The following is a 15,202-nucleotide window of genomic DNA, read 5'->3' as shown; positions in this document are numbered from 1 at the left end:
GCCATAAACATTTTGTTTTTTTCACTGTCTACTTGACAGGGTGCAGTTCATATATTTGTAATATTTAGTGAAAGTAAAAATGATGATTTTACTAAGAATCGTAGATGAAACCATATTATAAATTTTATAAGACAATTACTTTTAAAATTTATTAATACGTATTTACTAATGTGAAAGTATTTTTCTCTTTATACATAACCACTTTAATTCTAGCGATTTTACTACGTGCGGACGCCCAGGGAAATGATATGAGTGAGAGACTACAGGCTCGAGTCATATCCCCAGGCAAGCACGCACGTTAAAATCGCATGTTTTTTAATACAAAAAAGACTAATCCATTAAAGGATTAGTCTTTTTTATTTTGAGATTGAGATTCATATCCCAAACCCTTTTTTAATTTGATTCGTCTTATATATTAAGCTTCATCATTTGTTTCTTCTGATGATTGAGCATTTTTATCAGGGATAACTTCATCCGTTTCGTCATAAACTTTCATAACCGCATCTTGAATTTCTTGTCTCATTTCTGAATTAATTGGATGCGCGATATCACGAAATTCACCATCTGGTGTTCTTTTACTTGGCATTGCGACGAATAGACCTGAGTTGCCTTCAATCACTCTTAAATCATGCACCACAAATGATTCATCTAGAGTTATTGAAACTAAAGCTTTCATTCTTCCATCTGTTTGTATTTTTCTAAGTCTTACATCTGTCACTTTCATGTAGTGAGCCCCCCTAGTATCTCTTTGTTAGAAGCTTAACAATTTCATCAAAAATTATAAATCCTTTAAATTACTTCACTTCTGCGATGACTTCAATTTCAACTTTTACATCTTTAGGCAATCTTGCGACTTCAACACAACTTCTTGCCGGTTGATGTTCCGCAAAATATTCACCATAAACTTCATTTATATTTTGAAATTCATTCATATCAGCAATGAATATTGTTGCTTTAATTACTGAATCTATATTTGATCCAGCTTCATTTAATACAACTTTTACATTTTCTAAGACTTGCTTCGTTTGTGCTTTTACATCATCACTGACAATTTCGCCATCTAAATTTAATGGGATTTGTCCTGATGTGAACACAAGTCCATTAATGACTGTTGCATGTGAGTATGGACCCAATGCCTCTGGTGCTTTTGAAGTGTTGACTACTTTCATGATGTTGATCCGCTCCTTTAAGTAAATTTAGTTAAACTGTTGCCTTTTTCCACTTTAAATTCCTGATTGTACTCATCTACATCAGACAATCTAACTAAGGAAGTATAATCTTCAATTAATCTTTGCTTAACTTCTTTTGATTCTACTAATACGGATACCCCTTTAACATGTGCCTTAAACTCATTCATTAAATTCATCACACCGTTAATAGAACCACCTGCACGCATAAAATCATCCACAACGAGAACATTAGAGTTTTCTGGTAATGTACGCTTAGATAATACCATCGTTTCTATCTTTCTAGTGGACCCTGACACATAATTGATAGAAACCGTAGAGCCTTCGGTTACTTTATTATCTTTCCTTATCACTACTACTGGTAAATTCAAAACATTCGCTACTGCATTTGCTAGTGAGATACCTTTTGTAGCGATAGTTACAATCGCATCCAACTCTTGATCCATATAAAGCGTTGCAATTAATTTTCCAACCTTATTCAATAAAGTAGGATTTCCCATTAAATCTGATAAGAATAAATAACCACCTGGTAAAAGTCTGTCCTTTTCTTGTAGAAGTTCGATGACTTCATCTACGACTTCACTTGCTTCTACTTTACTCATCTGTGGTTTATAAGTAACTCCACCACTTGCTCCAGCAGTCGTTATCACCGTGCCCAGTTTTTCTTTTTGAAAAGTAGATTTGATGATTTGTACATCTTCACTAATGGATGATTTTGCTTGTTTAAATTTCTGTACAAAAAATGTTAAAGGTATTAATTTATTGGGGTTGTTCATCAAGTATTGTGTCATATATACAATACGTTCACTTCTTTTATAGCGCATTTTATTCATCCCTTCTCACTAACCTAATAATCTTGCAATATAGACTTCGTTACAACAGCCATTGACCGCATTATACACATGCCTGGCTTGACGTTCTTTTTGTGTTAATCCATAAACGGTTGGACCACTCCCACTCATTACAGCACCATCTGCTCCATTTTTAAGCATATTTTCTTTGATTTTATAAATATCTGAATACATTTCTCCAGAGATGGGTTCCAATCTGTTTGAAAGACTATTACATAATAATTCATAATTCCCCGTATCCAATGCTTCTTTACAAGTTTCAGTATAAACCTCATGTACTTGAGTTAAATCTAACCTTTTAAAAATATCAGGGGAGGAAATGCCTAAATCTGGCTTAGCAACAATCACCCATGCAGAAGGCGGTTTGTTCATAAATCCAATCAATTCTCCTTTTCCTCTACAAAAAGCGGTTCTCCCATATATACAAAAAGGAATATCGGTTCCTATTTGTATGCCTAACTCACACAATTCTTCTAAAGGTCTATTTAGCTTATATAGTCGATTCATTCCTCTTAATGTTGCAGCAGCGTCTGTCGATCCACCTGCAAGGCCAGCTGAAACTGGTATATCTTTATCTATTGTAATCGTAACACCTTGCTTTAAATTATAAGTTTCTTTCATTAACTCTGCAGCTTTGTAAGCTAAATTTTTATTATCGGAGGGAACATAACTTTGCTCTACGTCCACAACTATTTTTTTATCTTTGCGCAGTTCAAAAGATAAACGATCATTAAGATCAATCGTTGTCATAATCATTTCAACTTCATGAAAACCATCATCTCGTTTGAAGAGTGTGTCCAACGTTAAATTTATTTTTGCTGGCGCAGTTTCATAAATCATATTCCCACCCTCTTTCAATTCGATATGGTAATAAAATGATTTTAACATATTGTTATACTTGCGTTATTCTTTTTTTGAAAAATTATAAGTTTATTACCCAATTTACTTTGCTTATCACTTTAAACAGCTTAACGTAACATTCAACCATTTAATTCCTTATTTTACAATAATATTTTGACGTAATAAAACTTTATCTCTTTAATTCTAATGAATTCTAAAATATTTCAAAAGAAAAAGGTATATTGATGACTATTCACCAACATACCTTTTCCAATCAATCTCATATTAATGTCTTAAATAAAAAATGGTTGCTTGAACCAAATTTTCAATTTATATTACTGCTATTTAGTGTGCAATTGCTTCTTGATGATTATCATCTTCAAAAGAAACTTGTACGTTTTCTGTTAAAACGTCAGTGTATGTATATGATACACGCTCAAAATTATGAATATCTTGGTCTAGTTCAACAATAAAAACGGATGGGTAAGTTTCTTTTAAAACACCGCTACGCTCAATTGTTTTTTTACGACCACCATTCGCTTTCAGTACAATACGGTTTCCTAATTGACAATCAAGTGAATTTTTGATGTCTCCAATAGATTTTGGCATATTGCTCCACCTCGCTACAAATTGTATAATAACACATTTAGCGCGATTTTGTCAAATAAACATCAATTTTAGCAAGGTCGTACGCAGTTGTCAATCATTTAAAATTCCAATTCTGGGAAATTTTTCAATTCATTATATAAATTTGCAAATTCTTTTATAGAAAGCGTTTCCCCACGTCTTTTAGGGTTAATGCCACTAGCTTCTAACCAATTTACAATTATCTCTTTATTTGCTTTTCCGTCAACAAACAAACTTTGATAATTATTGTTGATTGTTTTTCTTCTTTGCCCGAATGCAGCTTTAGACAATTTGAAAAATTTATCTTCATCGTCTACATCGACAAGTGGTTGCTCACGTTTCATTAACTTCACTACGATTGAATCTACGTTTGGAGGTGGTAAGAATACTGTCTTAGGTACAGTCAACACTTTGCTAGTTTCGGTATAAAACTGTGCAACTATAGATAAGGATCCATAAGCTTTTGTTCCTACTTCAGCATTTAATCGTTCACCAACTTCTTTTTGCATCATTACCACATAACCATCAATCAGTAATTTTTGTTGCATTAAGTTTAATAAAATAGGTGTCGTTATATAATATGGTAAATTAGCAACAACTAAAATTTGATCACAATCTGCTAGTTCGTGTGTCACATAATGTGCAATATCCGCTTTCAATATATCTTCATTGATTACCGTAACATTTTTATATGGTGCCATGGTTTCATTCAGTACAGGTATTAAGCGTTGATCAATTTCAAAAGCGATTACTTTTTTTGCACTTTTAGCTAATTGTTCTGTCAGTGATCCCATACCTGGGCCCACTTCAATAACACCCGTACGCTCATCTATATTACTCGCATCTATAATATTATGGATGATGTTGACATCAATTAAAAAATTTTGACCTAAACTTTTTTTGAAGCTAAAACCATAATGATTTAAAAGTGATTTTGTTCGCGACGGTGTGGCTATATCTTTCATATCCAATTATTCTTCACTTCCTTTATTATCTTTCAGGGCATTTCTAACGTCTTCTTCTGTATAACCAAAAGCATTTAACTTGTTAAGTAGTTGCTTCCCGTTTGAATGACCGATATGAAGTTTTCTTCCTAAAATTTCCCTTTTTCTGCGTGCATCTTTACCTATAATTAATCCAAGATCAATCAAAACATCCTTATTGATGCTTTCATATCCCTCTTCAAATGGCGTACTCACATGAATCAAAGCTTCTTTGATATCTTCGATTTTCGCATGTTCGACACCTATTTTACCACGTTTACTCTTGGCTTTTTCTCGATCAATATAAGCATGTTTAACCCCTGGAATATACTTTTTTATTGTATTACGAATTTTATCACCTGGGAAATCAGGGTCTGTTAAAACAATGACACCCCTTGTTTCATACGCTTGTGCAATCACATTTAACGTTTTTTCATCAATTGCACTTCCATTTGTTTCAATTGTGTCGCAATCAACAGCGCTTTTCACCCGCTCTGTATCATCTCTACCTTCTACTACAATAAATTCATTTATCTTCATTTATTGTGACACCTTTCATTTTTTACTTCATTTAAGAAAAAATAAAAAGATATCGGCTCAAATTATGGTTACTCTTAGTATTCATATACCAACTAAGCCATATTTCAGACCGATACCTTTAAAATAATATCTTTATGCTTTTAATTTAAATAACCGTTCAGCATTTTCAGTTGTTTGACGGCAAACTTCCTCATAGCTAACTTCCCGTAACTCAGCAATTTGTTCAGCTACCAAAGTTACACGTGCTGGTTCATTTCGCTTTCCTCTGTATGGATGCGGAGATAGGAACGGTGCATCTGTTTCAACTAATAATCTATCAAATGGGACATGTTTAGCAACTTCTTTAGGCTGCTTCGCATTTTTAAATGTAACAGGTCCTCCTAAAGACACATAGAAATTTAATTTATTAATGACATCCTCTGCAATCTCAGGTGATGCACTAAAGCTATGCATAATACCGCCAATTTCTTCTGCATGCTCTTCTTTCAAAATATCTACACAGTCTTGAGTTGCCTCTCTATTATGAATAATGATTGGTAGATTAACGCGCTTAGCTAGTGCGATTTGTTTTCTGAACAGAGATTGTTGGACATCTTTTGGAGATTTATCCCAGTGATAATCTAAGCCAGTTTCACCAATTCCAATAACTTTAGGGTGTGCTGCCAACTTTTCTATCCATGCCAATCTTTCTTCTGTGCAATCAATAGCATCTACAGGGTGCCATCCAATAATACCGTATATAAAGTCGTATTGATCAATTAATTCCATTGTACGTTCAACAGTCGGTGTATCAAAGCCTACTACAAACATACGATCTACGCCATTATCTCTTGCACGCTCAATAACCGCTTCTAAATCTTCATCATATTGTTCTGCATTTAAATGAACATGTGTATCGATTAGCATATTAAATCGCTCCCTTTATCTATGATTACTTAATTACTGCACCATTTGGAATTGCATTCGGAAGGCTTACCAGTGTAAGTACACCATCTTTTTCAGCAGATAAAATCATACCTTCTGATTTTCGACCCATTAATTTAGCCGGCTTCAAATTGGTAACTACCGCAACTTTTTTTCCGATAATATCTTCTGGTTGATAGAACTTAGCAATGCCTGAAACGATTTGACGTTGTTCATTATCTAAATCAACTTGGATTTTTAATAATTTGTCAGATTTTTTTACATTCTCAGCATCAATAATCGTGGCCGCTTTGATTTCTACCTTATCAAAATCCTTGATATCAATTTGCGCTTTACTAGGTACTTCTTCTTGCGCTTCTTCCACCTTATCTGGTTGCATAGATTGCTTGATATATTCTATTTCATCATCACTTTCTAAGCGTGGGAAGATAGGCTGTGGTTTACTACTTACCATAATTGGCTCTGTTAACGCACCATACTGTTCTATACTGTTAAATTCATATAATTCAGGTGAATTGATATTTAACTGTTCAAAAATTTGTTTTGGCGCATTTGTTAAGAACGGTCTTAATAGCACTGCAATGATACGGATATTCTCTACTAAATGAGCCATAACATTGCCAAGCATTTCTTTCTGGTTCTCATCTTTTGCTAAAATCCAAGGTGTTGTTTCATCGATATATTTATTCGTTCTACTTATAAATTTCCATATTGTTGAAAGTGCCACTGAGAATTGTAAATTATCCATATTTTCATGGAACGTTTTTACTGTATCAAGTGCCAATTGTTCCATTTCTTCATCTAATTCGTGTTTAGGTCCTTCATAAGCTGGTAGTTCGCCATTAAAATATTTATTAACCATTGAAATTGTACGGTTAACTAGGTTACCTAAGTCATTAGCTAAATCATAATTTGTACGTTCTACAAACCCTTCTGGAGTAAATACACCATCAGAACCAAATGGTAACTCACGCATTAAATAATAACGTGTTGCATCTAAGCCATAACGATCAATCAATACGTTAGGATCTACTACGTTCCCTTTTGATTTACTCATTTTGCCATCTTTCATTAAAATCCAACCATGTGCAAAGACTTTTTTAGGTAAAGGAATATCTAAAGCCATCAATAAAATCGGCCAGATAATAGAATGGAATCTAACTATTTCCTTAGCCATAATATGGATATCTGCAGGCCAATATTTTTTGAACAAGCTATCATCATCTGATAAATAACCAAGTGATGAGATATAGTTAACTAGTGCATCAATCCACACATAAACAACATGCTTTGGATTCGATTCAACATGAATACCCCAATCGAATGATGTACGAGATACTGCTAAATCTTCTAATCCTGGTTTGATGAAATTATTAATCATTTCATTTTTTCGAGACGGTGGCTGAATAAAATCAGGATTTTCATCATAAAATTCTAATAAACGGTCAGTATATTTTGATAAATTAAAGAAATAGCTTTCTTCTTTTACCAATTCTACTTCGTGTCCAGAATCAGGACTTTTACCTCCGACAATTGCACCGTTCTCATATACAGGATCAACAAGTTGTGTTTCCGTATAATACGTTTCATCCGGTACAGAATACCAGCCTTCGTATTCACCTAGATATATGTCACCTTGTGCCAATAAGCGTTCAAATATTTGTTGTACAACTTCTTTATGACGCGCTTCAGTTGTACGAATAAAGTCATCATTGGATATCTCTAACTTTTTCCACAGCGCTTTGATGCCTGAAATCATTTCGTCTAAATAATCTAATTCTGATTTCCCTGATTTTTGCGCTTTTTCCTGTATTTTTTGACCATGTTCATCCGTTCCTGTTAAATATCGAACATCATAGCCTTGCATTCTTTTATAACGTGCGATGACATCACCAGCTGTAGTTGTATATGCATGACCGATATGTAAATTCCCACTCGGATAATATATAGGTGTAGTGATATAAAATGTTTCTTTCGCCATCAATGTTCCTCCTCGTTTCTTTCACTTCAAATATATCTAAATTTATTTTTATTTTCAATGAAGCAGATAAGTGTTCAATTTATATTTATTAATCATTTTAATACGTTTGATTTAGCATAAAATTAAGTATTTATCCCTTAGCAATTTCCACTCATTTTACAACATGATAAATAATCTCTATCTTATCTACATTACCATAAATCAAGCTTGTTATGGGAATTTTTCGCTTGGTTTTATTGATAAAATTTCAAAAAATTATTATTTAATTTTCTTTTTAGCATTGCATTTTGTCATCTTGTGTTTTATACATTGTGATATACATCATATACTTCACTTGTCTTCATTTGCCTGTCTTCTGCAACTTGTTTAATCGCTGCTTTAGGTTTCATATTCTTGTTAATATAATGTCCAACGTGTTCATGTATAGACATATTTTCAAACCAAGACGTATCTTCTGCTGCAATGTCCCCCTCGATGATGATGACAAATTCGCCTTTTGTAAGTATTTCTCCTTCATCTAGTTTCATTAGTAAATTCTCAACTTTATCCGTGATAATTTCCTCGAATTTTTTTGTCAATTCCCTACCTATTGATACATTTCTTTGCGCATCTATTTTATAAATGGTCTTTAATGTATCTTTAACACGGTGCGGTGATTCATAAATAATCAAAGTACTATCTTGAAACATGCGTTGTTCTAACAAATCATATTTCGCCTTTTCTTTCCTTGGTAAAAACCCAAGAAACGTGTATGTAAATGAGGGTAATCCACTTGCCATCAATGCGGTTAAACCAGCATTAGGTCCAGGTACTGTCTCAACTCTGATTCTATTATTTCTAGCAGCTACTACAAGTTCGTATCCAGGATCACTTATCAAAGGTAGCCCAGCATCTGACACTAACGCAATATTAACCCCTTCCTGTAATTGCTGAATGAGGTATTCCGTTTGCTGTGTTTTATTATGGTCATGATATGATTTCAACGGTGCGTGTATATCATAATGCGCACAAAGCTTTTTTGTCACACGTGTATCTTCACATGCGATCAAGTCTACGGTTCGTAAAATATCAACTGCTCTATATGTAATATCAGCTAAATTTCCAATCGGTGTACCTACTAAATACAATGTCGCCATTCTTCTTACCCCTCACTTATCAGCTGTAATTTTTCCTGTCTAGAAAATGTTTTGATTTCATATTCTCGCTTCATAGCTTCTGATTTGGTATCAAACACTTCTTGATAAACTAACTCTACTGGTCGTCTTATTTTAGTATATTTAGCGCCTTGACCGCTGTTATGCTTTGCTACTCTTTGTTCTATATCTTTTGCATAACCAGTATATAAACTTCCATCTTTACATCTAACGATATAAATAAAATGTTTATCCATAATAGACTTCTCTCATTTCTTTTGAGTATGTTCCATCTTCATTATATATATAGAATGGTTGCTGGATGTCTAACCCTTGATTTCCACCTTTCCTACCTTCAACTACAATTGTTTGGGCTACTTTACCAGGTTTACTATAAATAAAATAAAGCTTCTTAGGTTCTATTCGATAATGTCTCATACTACTTAAGACATCCATAAGACGGTCAGCACGATGGACAATTAAAAACCTACCGCCTTCTTTCAATAAATGCCGCGCCTCAAAACAACAATCATCCAATGTACACATTATCTCATGTCTCGCAATTTTATGCGCATCTTTTTGATGCTGAAATTGTTGATTCACTTTAAAATACGGAGGATTACATGTAACAAGACTATACTGTGACGGTTTAAACATATGATGTGCTTGCTTCAAATCCATATGATACATATGAATTCTTTTATTCAGATGATTGTGAGCAATACTTCTTTTAGCCATGTTCACTAATTGTTCTTGTATTTCGATACCTTCAATAAATTGATTTCCTTTATGGGATAGTAATAAAGGAATAACACCATTACCGGAACACAGATCCATAATGACGTCTTTTTTCTTTACTTTTGTAAAATGTGCGAGTAACAAAGCATCCGTTGAAAAAGAAAAAACTTCCTCATTTTGTATAATTTCTAACTTCTCTCTTAGTAAAAAATCATACCTCTCATTTTCCATTAACATTTTTGTAACCTCCAAAAAAGAGGATGAGTTTACGATGCTTCGCTAATGAAGCCTATCGCTTTTCTCATCCTCAACTCCATATTTTTCTGTTTTTATAAATGATATTTATACTACTCACTTAATACTTCGAGACAAAACAAACAGTCGTCGCCTTTTCTATGTTTGCCAAATAGCTCTCCATTGCATATATGAAAGCCTTCTTTGTATAGCATCGCTAAATTATCTTTGCTACGTAATGGGCGTTTAGGTTGATCTTTTTTATCATTTTCTATTTTTTTAGTTTTTTCTTCTTTATCTATTAATGTTTTTAAATTCTCATTCTCTATTTGTAATGAGACATTTTCTTCAATTAATGCTACTGTAAGATTTTTTAAATTTAACATGTCACGATTAATTTGATTAATGTTTTCCTCTAAATGAGCTAGATTTTCAAATATGTCGCTTCGATTCAATGTTGTCACGGCCTCCTAATTTAATGTTTCTAATTCTTCCATTTTATATTCTAATGGTTGTTCAAGACCCTCTATTTTAACCTGCATAGATATATCTAATATATTTAAACCCACAACTCTACCATTACCTTCTGGTGTTTCAATGACATCCCCAACATCTGGTAACTGAGCTCTTGCTTCTTCATAATAGTCATTTTCATATTTTAAACAGCACATAAGCCGACCACAAGCACCAGAAATCTTTGAAGGATTTAAAGATAAATTCTGATCTTTAGCCATTTTTATCGAAACTGGTTCGAAGTCACCTAAAAAAGTCGAACAACATAACGAACGACCACAAGGTCCAATGCCTCCCAATAATTTTGCTTCATCTCTAACACCAATTTGTCTTAATTCTATTCTTGTTCTTAATTTTTGAGCTAATACCTTCACTAACTTTCTAAAATCTACACGTTCATCTGATGTAAAATTAAAAATAACTTTCGATTTATCCAAAGTAAATTCACAATTTACTAAACGCATATCCAAATGCTGTTGTTGAATAATATCTTTGCACAAATTCAAAGCATCTTTTGCATCATGTTCATTTTGTGCGTATTGTACTATATCTTTTTCTGTAGCTTTACGAACAATCTGTTTTAAAGGTAATGCCACATCTTCATCAGCTACATTTAAAGGTTCATACTTCACTCGTCCAACTTCTAATCCTCGTTTTGATTCAACAACAACCCACTCGCCTAAACTTAAGTCAAAATTTTGCGGTGAGTAATACTCCATTTTACCTGAGTGTTGAAAGTGTATACCTACTACGTTTTGCATAATTATTTCACCCCTTTTATAACGATTTGTTCAAATACTAATGTTGGATTTACATTCTGATTTAATTTTTTATGTGCTTCAGTTATCTGATCAAACATTAAAACAATCTGATTATATGTTAAATTTTGTGCGTATTGTTTGATTTCTACCTGTAAATCTCGGAATATCATTGCATCTTCTAATCCTACTTTAGCATGCATAATATCTTCAAAGAAACTGTTAACTGCCGCCAATGTTAATAACTGTAAGCGTCTGTTTTTAGCTTGTTTTAATAAATCAACAATTGCTATTAATGCCATCGAACGATTTTTCAATATTAACTGACACCATTTAATGATACTCTTTCGCAGTGCCATTAAGTCTGAGTCTTCGTTTAACGCAACAGCAGTCTCTATCTGTGTTGTATAAGCGCTTAACAATTCCGCAACAGGTCGCGTGATTTCTTGCTCGACTAATCTATCTATAAAATTTAATTTATTAATTGGTTTAAAATAAACATGCTGGCATCTCGAGTGAATTGTGTCTAAAATTTGCTCAGGTTTCGTAGTTAATAAAATGGCAATTGTATTATCTGGAGGCTCTTCTAGAAATTTTAATATACTATTTTCACCTTGAATCGTTAACTTTTCAAAGGATTCTATAATATATACTTTATAATTTCCTTCAATAGGCAATTGATTCATATGATGTACTAATTGCTCTATTTGATCTTTTTTTATAGTCGTTTCTTCAGAAGACACATACATAAAATCTGGATGATTAAATGTTTCTACTTTTAACTGACATTGATTTTCTTCACCACATAAAATCATTTTAGAAAAATCGATAGCAACTTGTTGCATTGTCTGTCCATCGTCACCTTCAAATAAATATGCATGCGATAGTTTATTAGATTGATATGCTTTTGTCAGTCTTTCTAGTTCATCCATGATAATGTTGCTCCTTTATATAAAAAGGCTGCTAATACACAGTGCCTTAACAAATTACATTTAATATTAGCTAATCACTTAGCAACATGTAATTCGAAAAGTTACCATATACAGCAACCACATTTTTAGAATTGATGGAACGCTTCTACTGGCATAACAAATACCGTTGCGCCGCCAACTTCCACTTCAACTGGATAAGGTATATATGAATCAGCACTTCCACCCATTGGGGTAATCGGCGATACAAGTTGTTCTCTATTACCACAAGTGTCATTAATAACCTGTAACATTTCATCGACACGATCATCTTCTACACCTGATAAGAACGTTGTGTTGCCTGCTCTTAAAAATCCACCTGTTGTTGCAAGTTTTGTCGCTCTAAAATTATGTTTAACAAGTTTGTCCGAAAGTTCCTGACTATCCTGGTCTTGTACGATTGCTATAATCATTTTCATACTAAACACCTCTTTTGAATATTATATCATAATTTTTCTAAATAATTGGTGATAGATTCATACGTTGTTTTCACTACTTTATCTATACTTTGATCCGCATTAATTACAATAAAGCGTTCAGACTCATTATGAATAATCTTTTTATAACCTTCAACTACTTTTTCGTGAAATTTTACATCTTCTTGATCTAAACGATTTTGATTTCTTTGATTTTTGAGTATTCTCTCTCTACCAACTTCAACACTAACATCTAGATAGATTGTTAAATCTGGATATAATCCATTAATCGCAAATTCATTAATAGATTTAACTTCTTCTATACCTATACCCCTTGCATACCCTTGATATGCTAATGAACTATCAATATAGCGATCACATAAAACAACATTACCATTATTTAATGCTGGGATAACTTTGCCTACAAGATGTTCGCGTCTTGATGCAGCAAATAATAATGCTTCAGTCCGATCATCCATGTCTTCTCCCTCGAGTAATACTTCTCTTATCTGCTCTCCTGTCTTTACGCCTCCTGGCTCTCTCGTAAGTATGATATTATATTCATATTTTAGTTTTTCTGCAACTTGTTGTATCACAGTTGTTTTTCCAGAACCTTCTGGTCCTTCAAAAGTTATAAAAGCCGACATCTTATTCATCCTTAATTTCTATTTTTAAATTTTTAATTCCTTCAACGCTCTGATGATGTTCACACCAATAATCCATTAATTTTACCATATCTTCTGTTATCTTTTCTCCCTTAAACATTAACGGAATACCAGGAGGATATGGCACAATGTGATTAGCTAATATTTTATTTTTAGCATACTTTATGTCTATTTTTCGTACCTGCTGTATTTCGCCACCATAGTACACACTACTTTCAGTTCTATACGGTATGCTAGTATTTATATCCCACTGTCTCTCTACTAATTGGATGTCTTCAATCCTTGATAATAGTTCATCAAATGGGTATTGATCATCTTCGTGCCATAACGGCAAGACCATTAATACTTGAAGGTCATCAGCCAACTCAACATAAATATGCTGTGTTTCAAAGTATGATTGCAATTCATAGCCATTATAACCCTTATATCTTATATTTATTTTCAGTGGATCATCGACCTCAATCACTTCAAACTCTTTGCTTTTTAATTGTTGAATCAGTTGTTCTCTTTTTTGAAAAAAACATTCACTATTATAGTCTTCATAAAATTTTTGCGCGAGTTCTAAGCTACTCATTAATAGATATGATGGACTAGAAGATTGAAAATAAGATAAATATTTTATGACCTCTTCTCTATAAGGTGCATTTTTATGAATAAATATCACTGAACTCATCGTTAGTGACGGCAATGTTTTATGGTATGATTGCACAACATAATCTGCCCCCAAGTTTAATGTTGTCTCAGGGAAATGTTCTAAACCTAGATGTGCACCATGTGCTTCATCGATTAGCGTTGGTATTTTCAATGATTTTAAACATTCCATAACAGTTTTAATATCAAAACATTCACCATAATAATTAGGATAAGTAAATACTGCTAGCTTACTATCTTTAACTTGATCATATAATGACGTTTTGTTAGGTCCTAAATATTGATTCGTAACATCACTAACATCCATTTTTAATAATTGTGCTTTTGCCTTTATTAAATCTAATGCATGAAATACAGATTTATGTGCATTCCGTACTATCGCATAATCCCCTTTTTTTGAGGAAAATGCCTGAATTACAGATAATATTCCTGAAGTAGTACCATTTACTAAATAATAAGCATCATAATCAGGATGTTTGGTAACCCTTTGCATACTTTCAGCTATTACAGATTCAGGAGAATGTAAGTCATCAAGTCCTGTAATTTCTGTCACATCCATTTTGAAATTCAATTGGTTTAAGTATCCGATAGTCATATTTTTATGTCCAGGTACATGTAATGAAATAGGTTTTTCAGCTAATAATCCTTTCAGTTTATGTAACAATGATTCACTCATACTTATCCTCACTTTTCAATTTCTATTTCTATATTTCTTGTTTCATCACATTCCTACTATTATATAGTAAAATACACATCTACTTATAAAACAGTATAACGTTTTAATCTTTTACATTTTAACATAATAACATAAAAAAATGAGTGCACTTGAAGACCATACTGTCAAAGTATCATGATCATTTTTTAAATTAAGAGTATTTATACATGAACTCATGCAGTTAAAATTCTTTTAATGCAAAAAAAAGAGACCTCTCGGTCTCGGCTCATCGCATCCTATTTACTTGCCTGTAAAGTCACACTTCTTAATTTTAATTTTTACGTTTGAGACTTATATATCTTATAATTTTATATGTTATTGGAATAGTGTGACTTATACATGAGCTTTAGCTCATGTATTCCTCTTCACCTACTCTTGCGAAACGTAAGTCAGCTACCTTCGGCCCTAAGGACCTTTCCTGACTTTAGACAAGCGCTCGCATCTTTCCTCAGTTTCTCGCTTTCCTCACTCACTTACC

General features: G+C 33.0%; 18 protein-coding genes. All 18 read right to left on the bottom strand.

Annotation, left to right across the window (positions count from 1 at the left end; all coding sequences use genetic code 11):
- Nucleotides 1-415 precede the first annotated feature (415 nt).
- The 18 genes from spoVG to CD032_RS01875 all read right to left on the bottom strand — a co-directional run bounded on the left by spoVG (nt 416) and on the right by CD032_RS01875 (nt 14,685).
- On the bottom strand, nt 416-724 hold the full coding sequence (spoVG, locus tag CD032_RS01960) for a septation regulator SpoVG (RefSeq protein WP_019467718.1): 309 nt from the start codon (nt 722-724) through the stop codon (nt 416-418).
- A 70-nt stretch (nt 725-794) separates the two neighbouring features.
- Nucleotides 795-1,169 carry a RidA family protein gene (locus CD032_RS01955; RefSeq protein ID WP_019467719.1) on the bottom strand — a complete coding sequence of 125 codons (375 nt, stop codon included), beginning with the start codon at nt 1,167-1,169 and terminating at the stop codon, nt 795-797.
- Between the two features lie 17 nt (nt 1,170-1,186).
- Nucleotides 1,187-2,011 (bottom strand): pur operon repressor, encoded by an 825-nt coding sequence (gene purR, locus CD032_RS01950; protein WP_019467720.1) that lies wholly within the window; start codon nt 2,009-2,011, stop codon nt 1,187-1,189.
- A gap of 18 nt (nt 2,012-2,029) precedes the next feature.
- Nucleotides 2,030-2,878, bottom strand: coding sequence for a 4-(cytidine 5'-diphospho)-2-C-methyl-D-erythritol kinase (gene ispE / locus CD032_RS01945; protein WP_019467721.1), 849 nt, complete (start codon nt 2,876-2,878; stop codon nt 2,030-2,032).
- Between the two features lie 345 nt (nt 2,879-3,223).
- Nucleotides 3,224-3,487 carry a biofilm formation stimulator Veg gene (veg, locus tag CD032_RS01940; protein WP_019467722.1) on the bottom strand — a complete coding sequence of 88 codons (264 nt, stop codon included), beginning with the start codon at nt 3,485-3,487 and terminating at the stop codon, nt 3,224-3,226.
- 98 nt (nt 3,488-3,585) lie between these two features.
- Nucleotides 3,586-4,470 (bottom strand): 16S rRNA (adenine(1518)-N(6)/adenine(1519)-N(6))-dimethyltransferase RsmA, encoded by an 885-nt coding sequence (rsmA, locus tag CD032_RS01935; protein ID WP_162496144.1) that lies wholly within the window; start codon nt 4,468-4,470, stop codon nt 3,586-3,588.
- Between the two features lie 6 nt (nt 4,471-4,476).
- Nucleotides 4,477-5,028, bottom strand: a complete 552-nt coding sequence (rnmV, locus tag CD032_RS01930) for a ribonuclease M5 (protein WP_019467724.1) — start codon at nt 5,026-5,028, stop codon at nt 4,477-4,479.
- Between the two features lie 132 nt (nt 5,029-5,160).
- On the bottom strand, nt 5,161-5,934 hold the full coding sequence (locus CD032_RS01925) for a TatD family hydrolase (protein WP_019467725.1): 774 nt from the start codon (nt 5,932-5,934) through the stop codon (nt 5,161-5,163).
- Between the two features lie 25 nt (nt 5,935-5,959).
- On the bottom strand, nt 5,960-7,933 hold the full coding sequence (gene metG, locus CD032_RS01920; RefSeq protein WP_103211133.1) for a methionine--tRNA ligase: 1,974 nt from the start codon (nt 7,931-7,933) through the stop codon (nt 5,960-5,962).
- A gap of 302 nt (nt 7,934-8,235) precedes the next feature.
- Nucleotides 8,236-9,069 carry a 16S rRNA (cytidine(1402)-2'-O)-methyltransferase gene (rsmI, locus tag CD032_RS01915; RefSeq protein ID WP_019467727.1) on the bottom strand — a complete coding sequence of 278 codons (834 nt, stop codon included), beginning with the start codon at nt 9,067-9,069 and terminating at the stop codon, nt 8,236-8,238.
- 5 nt (nt 9,070-9,074) lie between these two features.
- Nucleotides 9,075-9,323, bottom strand: a complete 249-nt coding sequence (locus tag CD032_RS01910; protein WP_019467728.1) for a GIY-YIG nuclease family protein — start codon at nt 9,321-9,323, stop codon at nt 9,075-9,077.
- The gene (locus CD032_RS01905; protein ID WP_019467729.1) at nt 9,316-10,041 is read right to left on the bottom strand and encodes a tRNA1(Val) (adenine(37)-N6)-methyltransferase; all 726 of its coding nucleotides are present in this window, start codon (nt 10,039-10,041) and stop codon (nt 9,316-9,318) included. Before CD032_RS01905 ends, CD032_RS01910 begins: the two co-directional genes overlap by 8 nt.
- A 110-nt stretch (nt 10,042-10,151) precedes the next feature.
- Nucleotides 10,152-10,493, bottom strand: a complete 342-nt coding sequence (gene yabA, locus CD032_RS01900; RefSeq protein ID WP_040030575.1) for a DNA replication initiation control protein YabA — start codon at nt 10,491-10,493, stop codon at nt 10,152-10,154.
- A 15-nt stretch (nt 10,494-10,508) separates the two neighbouring features.
- Nucleotides 10,509-11,312, bottom strand: coding sequence for a PSP1 domain-containing protein (locus tag CD032_RS01895; protein WP_019467731.1), 804 nt, complete (start codon nt 11,310-11,312; stop codon nt 10,509-10,511).
- A gap of 2 nt (nt 11,313-11,314) precedes the next feature.
- Nucleotides 11,315-12,241, bottom strand: a complete 927-nt coding sequence (locus CD032_RS01890) for a DNA polymerase III delta subunit-related protein (RefSeq protein WP_019467732.1) — start codon at nt 12,239-12,241, stop codon at nt 11,315-11,317.
- Nucleotides 12,242-12,366: 125 nt separating this feature from the next.
- Entirely contained in the window at nt 12,367-12,696 is a 330-nt protein-coding gene (gene darA / locus CD032_RS01885; RefSeq protein WP_019467733.1) for a cyclic di-AMP receptor DarA, read from the bottom strand.
- 26 nt (nt 12,697-12,722) lie between these two features.
- Nucleotides 12,723-13,340: a dTMP kinase gene (gene tmk / locus CD032_RS01880; RefSeq protein ID WP_040030576.1), complete on the bottom strand. Its 618-nt coding sequence runs from the start codon at nt 13,338-13,340 to the stop codon at nt 12,723-12,725.
- Between the two features lies 1 nt (nt 13,341).
- On the bottom strand, nt 13,342-14,685 hold the full coding sequence (locus tag CD032_RS01875; RefSeq protein ID WP_071560441.1) for an Orn/Lys/Arg family decarboxylase: 1,344 nt from the start codon (nt 14,683-14,685) through the stop codon (nt 13,342-13,344).
- Nucleotides 14,686-15,202 lie beyond the last annotated feature (517 nt).

Source organism: Staphylococcus cohnii subsp. cohnii (assembly GCF_002902365.1).
Classification (GTDB): domain Bacteria; phylum Bacillota; class Bacilli; order Staphylococcales; family Staphylococcaceae; genus Staphylococcus; species Staphylococcus cohnii.
This window is presented reverse-complemented; position numbering and strand designations above follow the sequence as displayed.

What these genes read in the sequence shown, in the direction of transcription:
- CD032_RS01895 (WP_019467731.1), bottom strand. Translation starts at nt 11,312, where the DNA reads ATGCAAAACGTAGTAGGTATACACTTTCAACACTCAGGTAAAATGGAG.
- rsmA (WP_162496144.1), bottom strand. Translation starts at nt 4,470, where the DNA reads ATGAAAGATATAGCCACACCGTCGCGAACAAAATCACTTTTAAATCAT.
- veg (WP_019467722.1), bottom strand. Translation starts at nt 3,487, where the DNA reads ATGCCAAAATCTATTGGAGACATCAAAAATTCACTTGATTGTCAATTA.
- metG (WP_103211133.1), bottom strand. Translation starts at nt 7,933, where the DNA reads ATGGCGAAAGAAACATTTTATATCACTACACCTATATATTATCCGAGT.
- CD032_RS01890 (WP_019467732.1), bottom strand. Translation starts at nt 12,241, where the DNA reads ATGGATGAACTAGAAAGACTGACAAAAGCATATCAATCTAATAAACTA.
- CD032_RS01875 (WP_071560441.1), bottom strand. Translation starts at nt 14,685, where the DNA reads ATGAGTGAATCATTGTTACATAAACTGAAAGGATTATTAGCTGAAAAA.
- spoVG (WP_019467718.1), bottom strand. Translation starts at nt 724, where the DNA reads ATGAAAGTGACAGATGTAAGACTTAGAAAAATACAAACAGATGGAAGA.
- CD032_RS01925 (WP_019467725.1), bottom strand. Translation starts at nt 5,934, where the DNA reads ATGCTAATCGATACACATGTTCATTTAAATGCAGAACAATATGATGAA.
- CD032_RS01910 (WP_019467728.1), bottom strand. Translation starts at nt 9,323, where the DNA reads ATGGATAAACATTTTATTTATATCGTTAGATGTAAAGATGGAAGTTTA.
- darA (WP_019467733.1), bottom strand. Translation starts at nt 12,696, where the DNA reads ATGAAAATGATTATAGCAATCGTACAAGACCAGGATAGTCAGGAACTT.
- rnmV (WP_019467724.1), bottom strand. Translation starts at nt 5,028, where the DNA reads ATGAAGATAAATGAATTTATTGTAGTAGAAGGTAGAGATGATACAGAG.
- rsmI (WP_019467727.1), bottom strand. Translation starts at nt 9,069, where the DNA reads ATGGCGACATTGTATTTAGTAGGTACACCGATTGGAAATTTAGCTGAT.
- tmk (WP_040030576.1), bottom strand. Translation starts at nt 13,340, where the DNA reads ATGTCGGCTTTTATAACTTTTGAAGGACCAGAAGGTTCTGGAAAAACA.
- CD032_RS01955 (WP_019467719.1), bottom strand. Translation starts at nt 1,169, where the DNA reads ATGAAAGTAGTCAACACTTCAAAAGCACCAGAGGCATTGGGTCCATAC.
- purR (WP_019467720.1), bottom strand. Translation starts at nt 2,011, where the DNA reads ATGCGCTATAAAAGAAGTGAACGTATTGTATATATGACACAATACTTG.
- ispE (WP_019467721.1), bottom strand. Translation starts at nt 2,878, where the DNA reads ATGATTTATGAAACTGCGCCAGCAAAAATAAATTTAACGTTGGACACA.
- CD032_RS01905 (WP_019467729.1), bottom strand. Translation starts at nt 10,041, where the DNA reads ATGTTAATGGAAAATGAGAGGTATGATTTTTTACTAAGAGAGAAGTTA.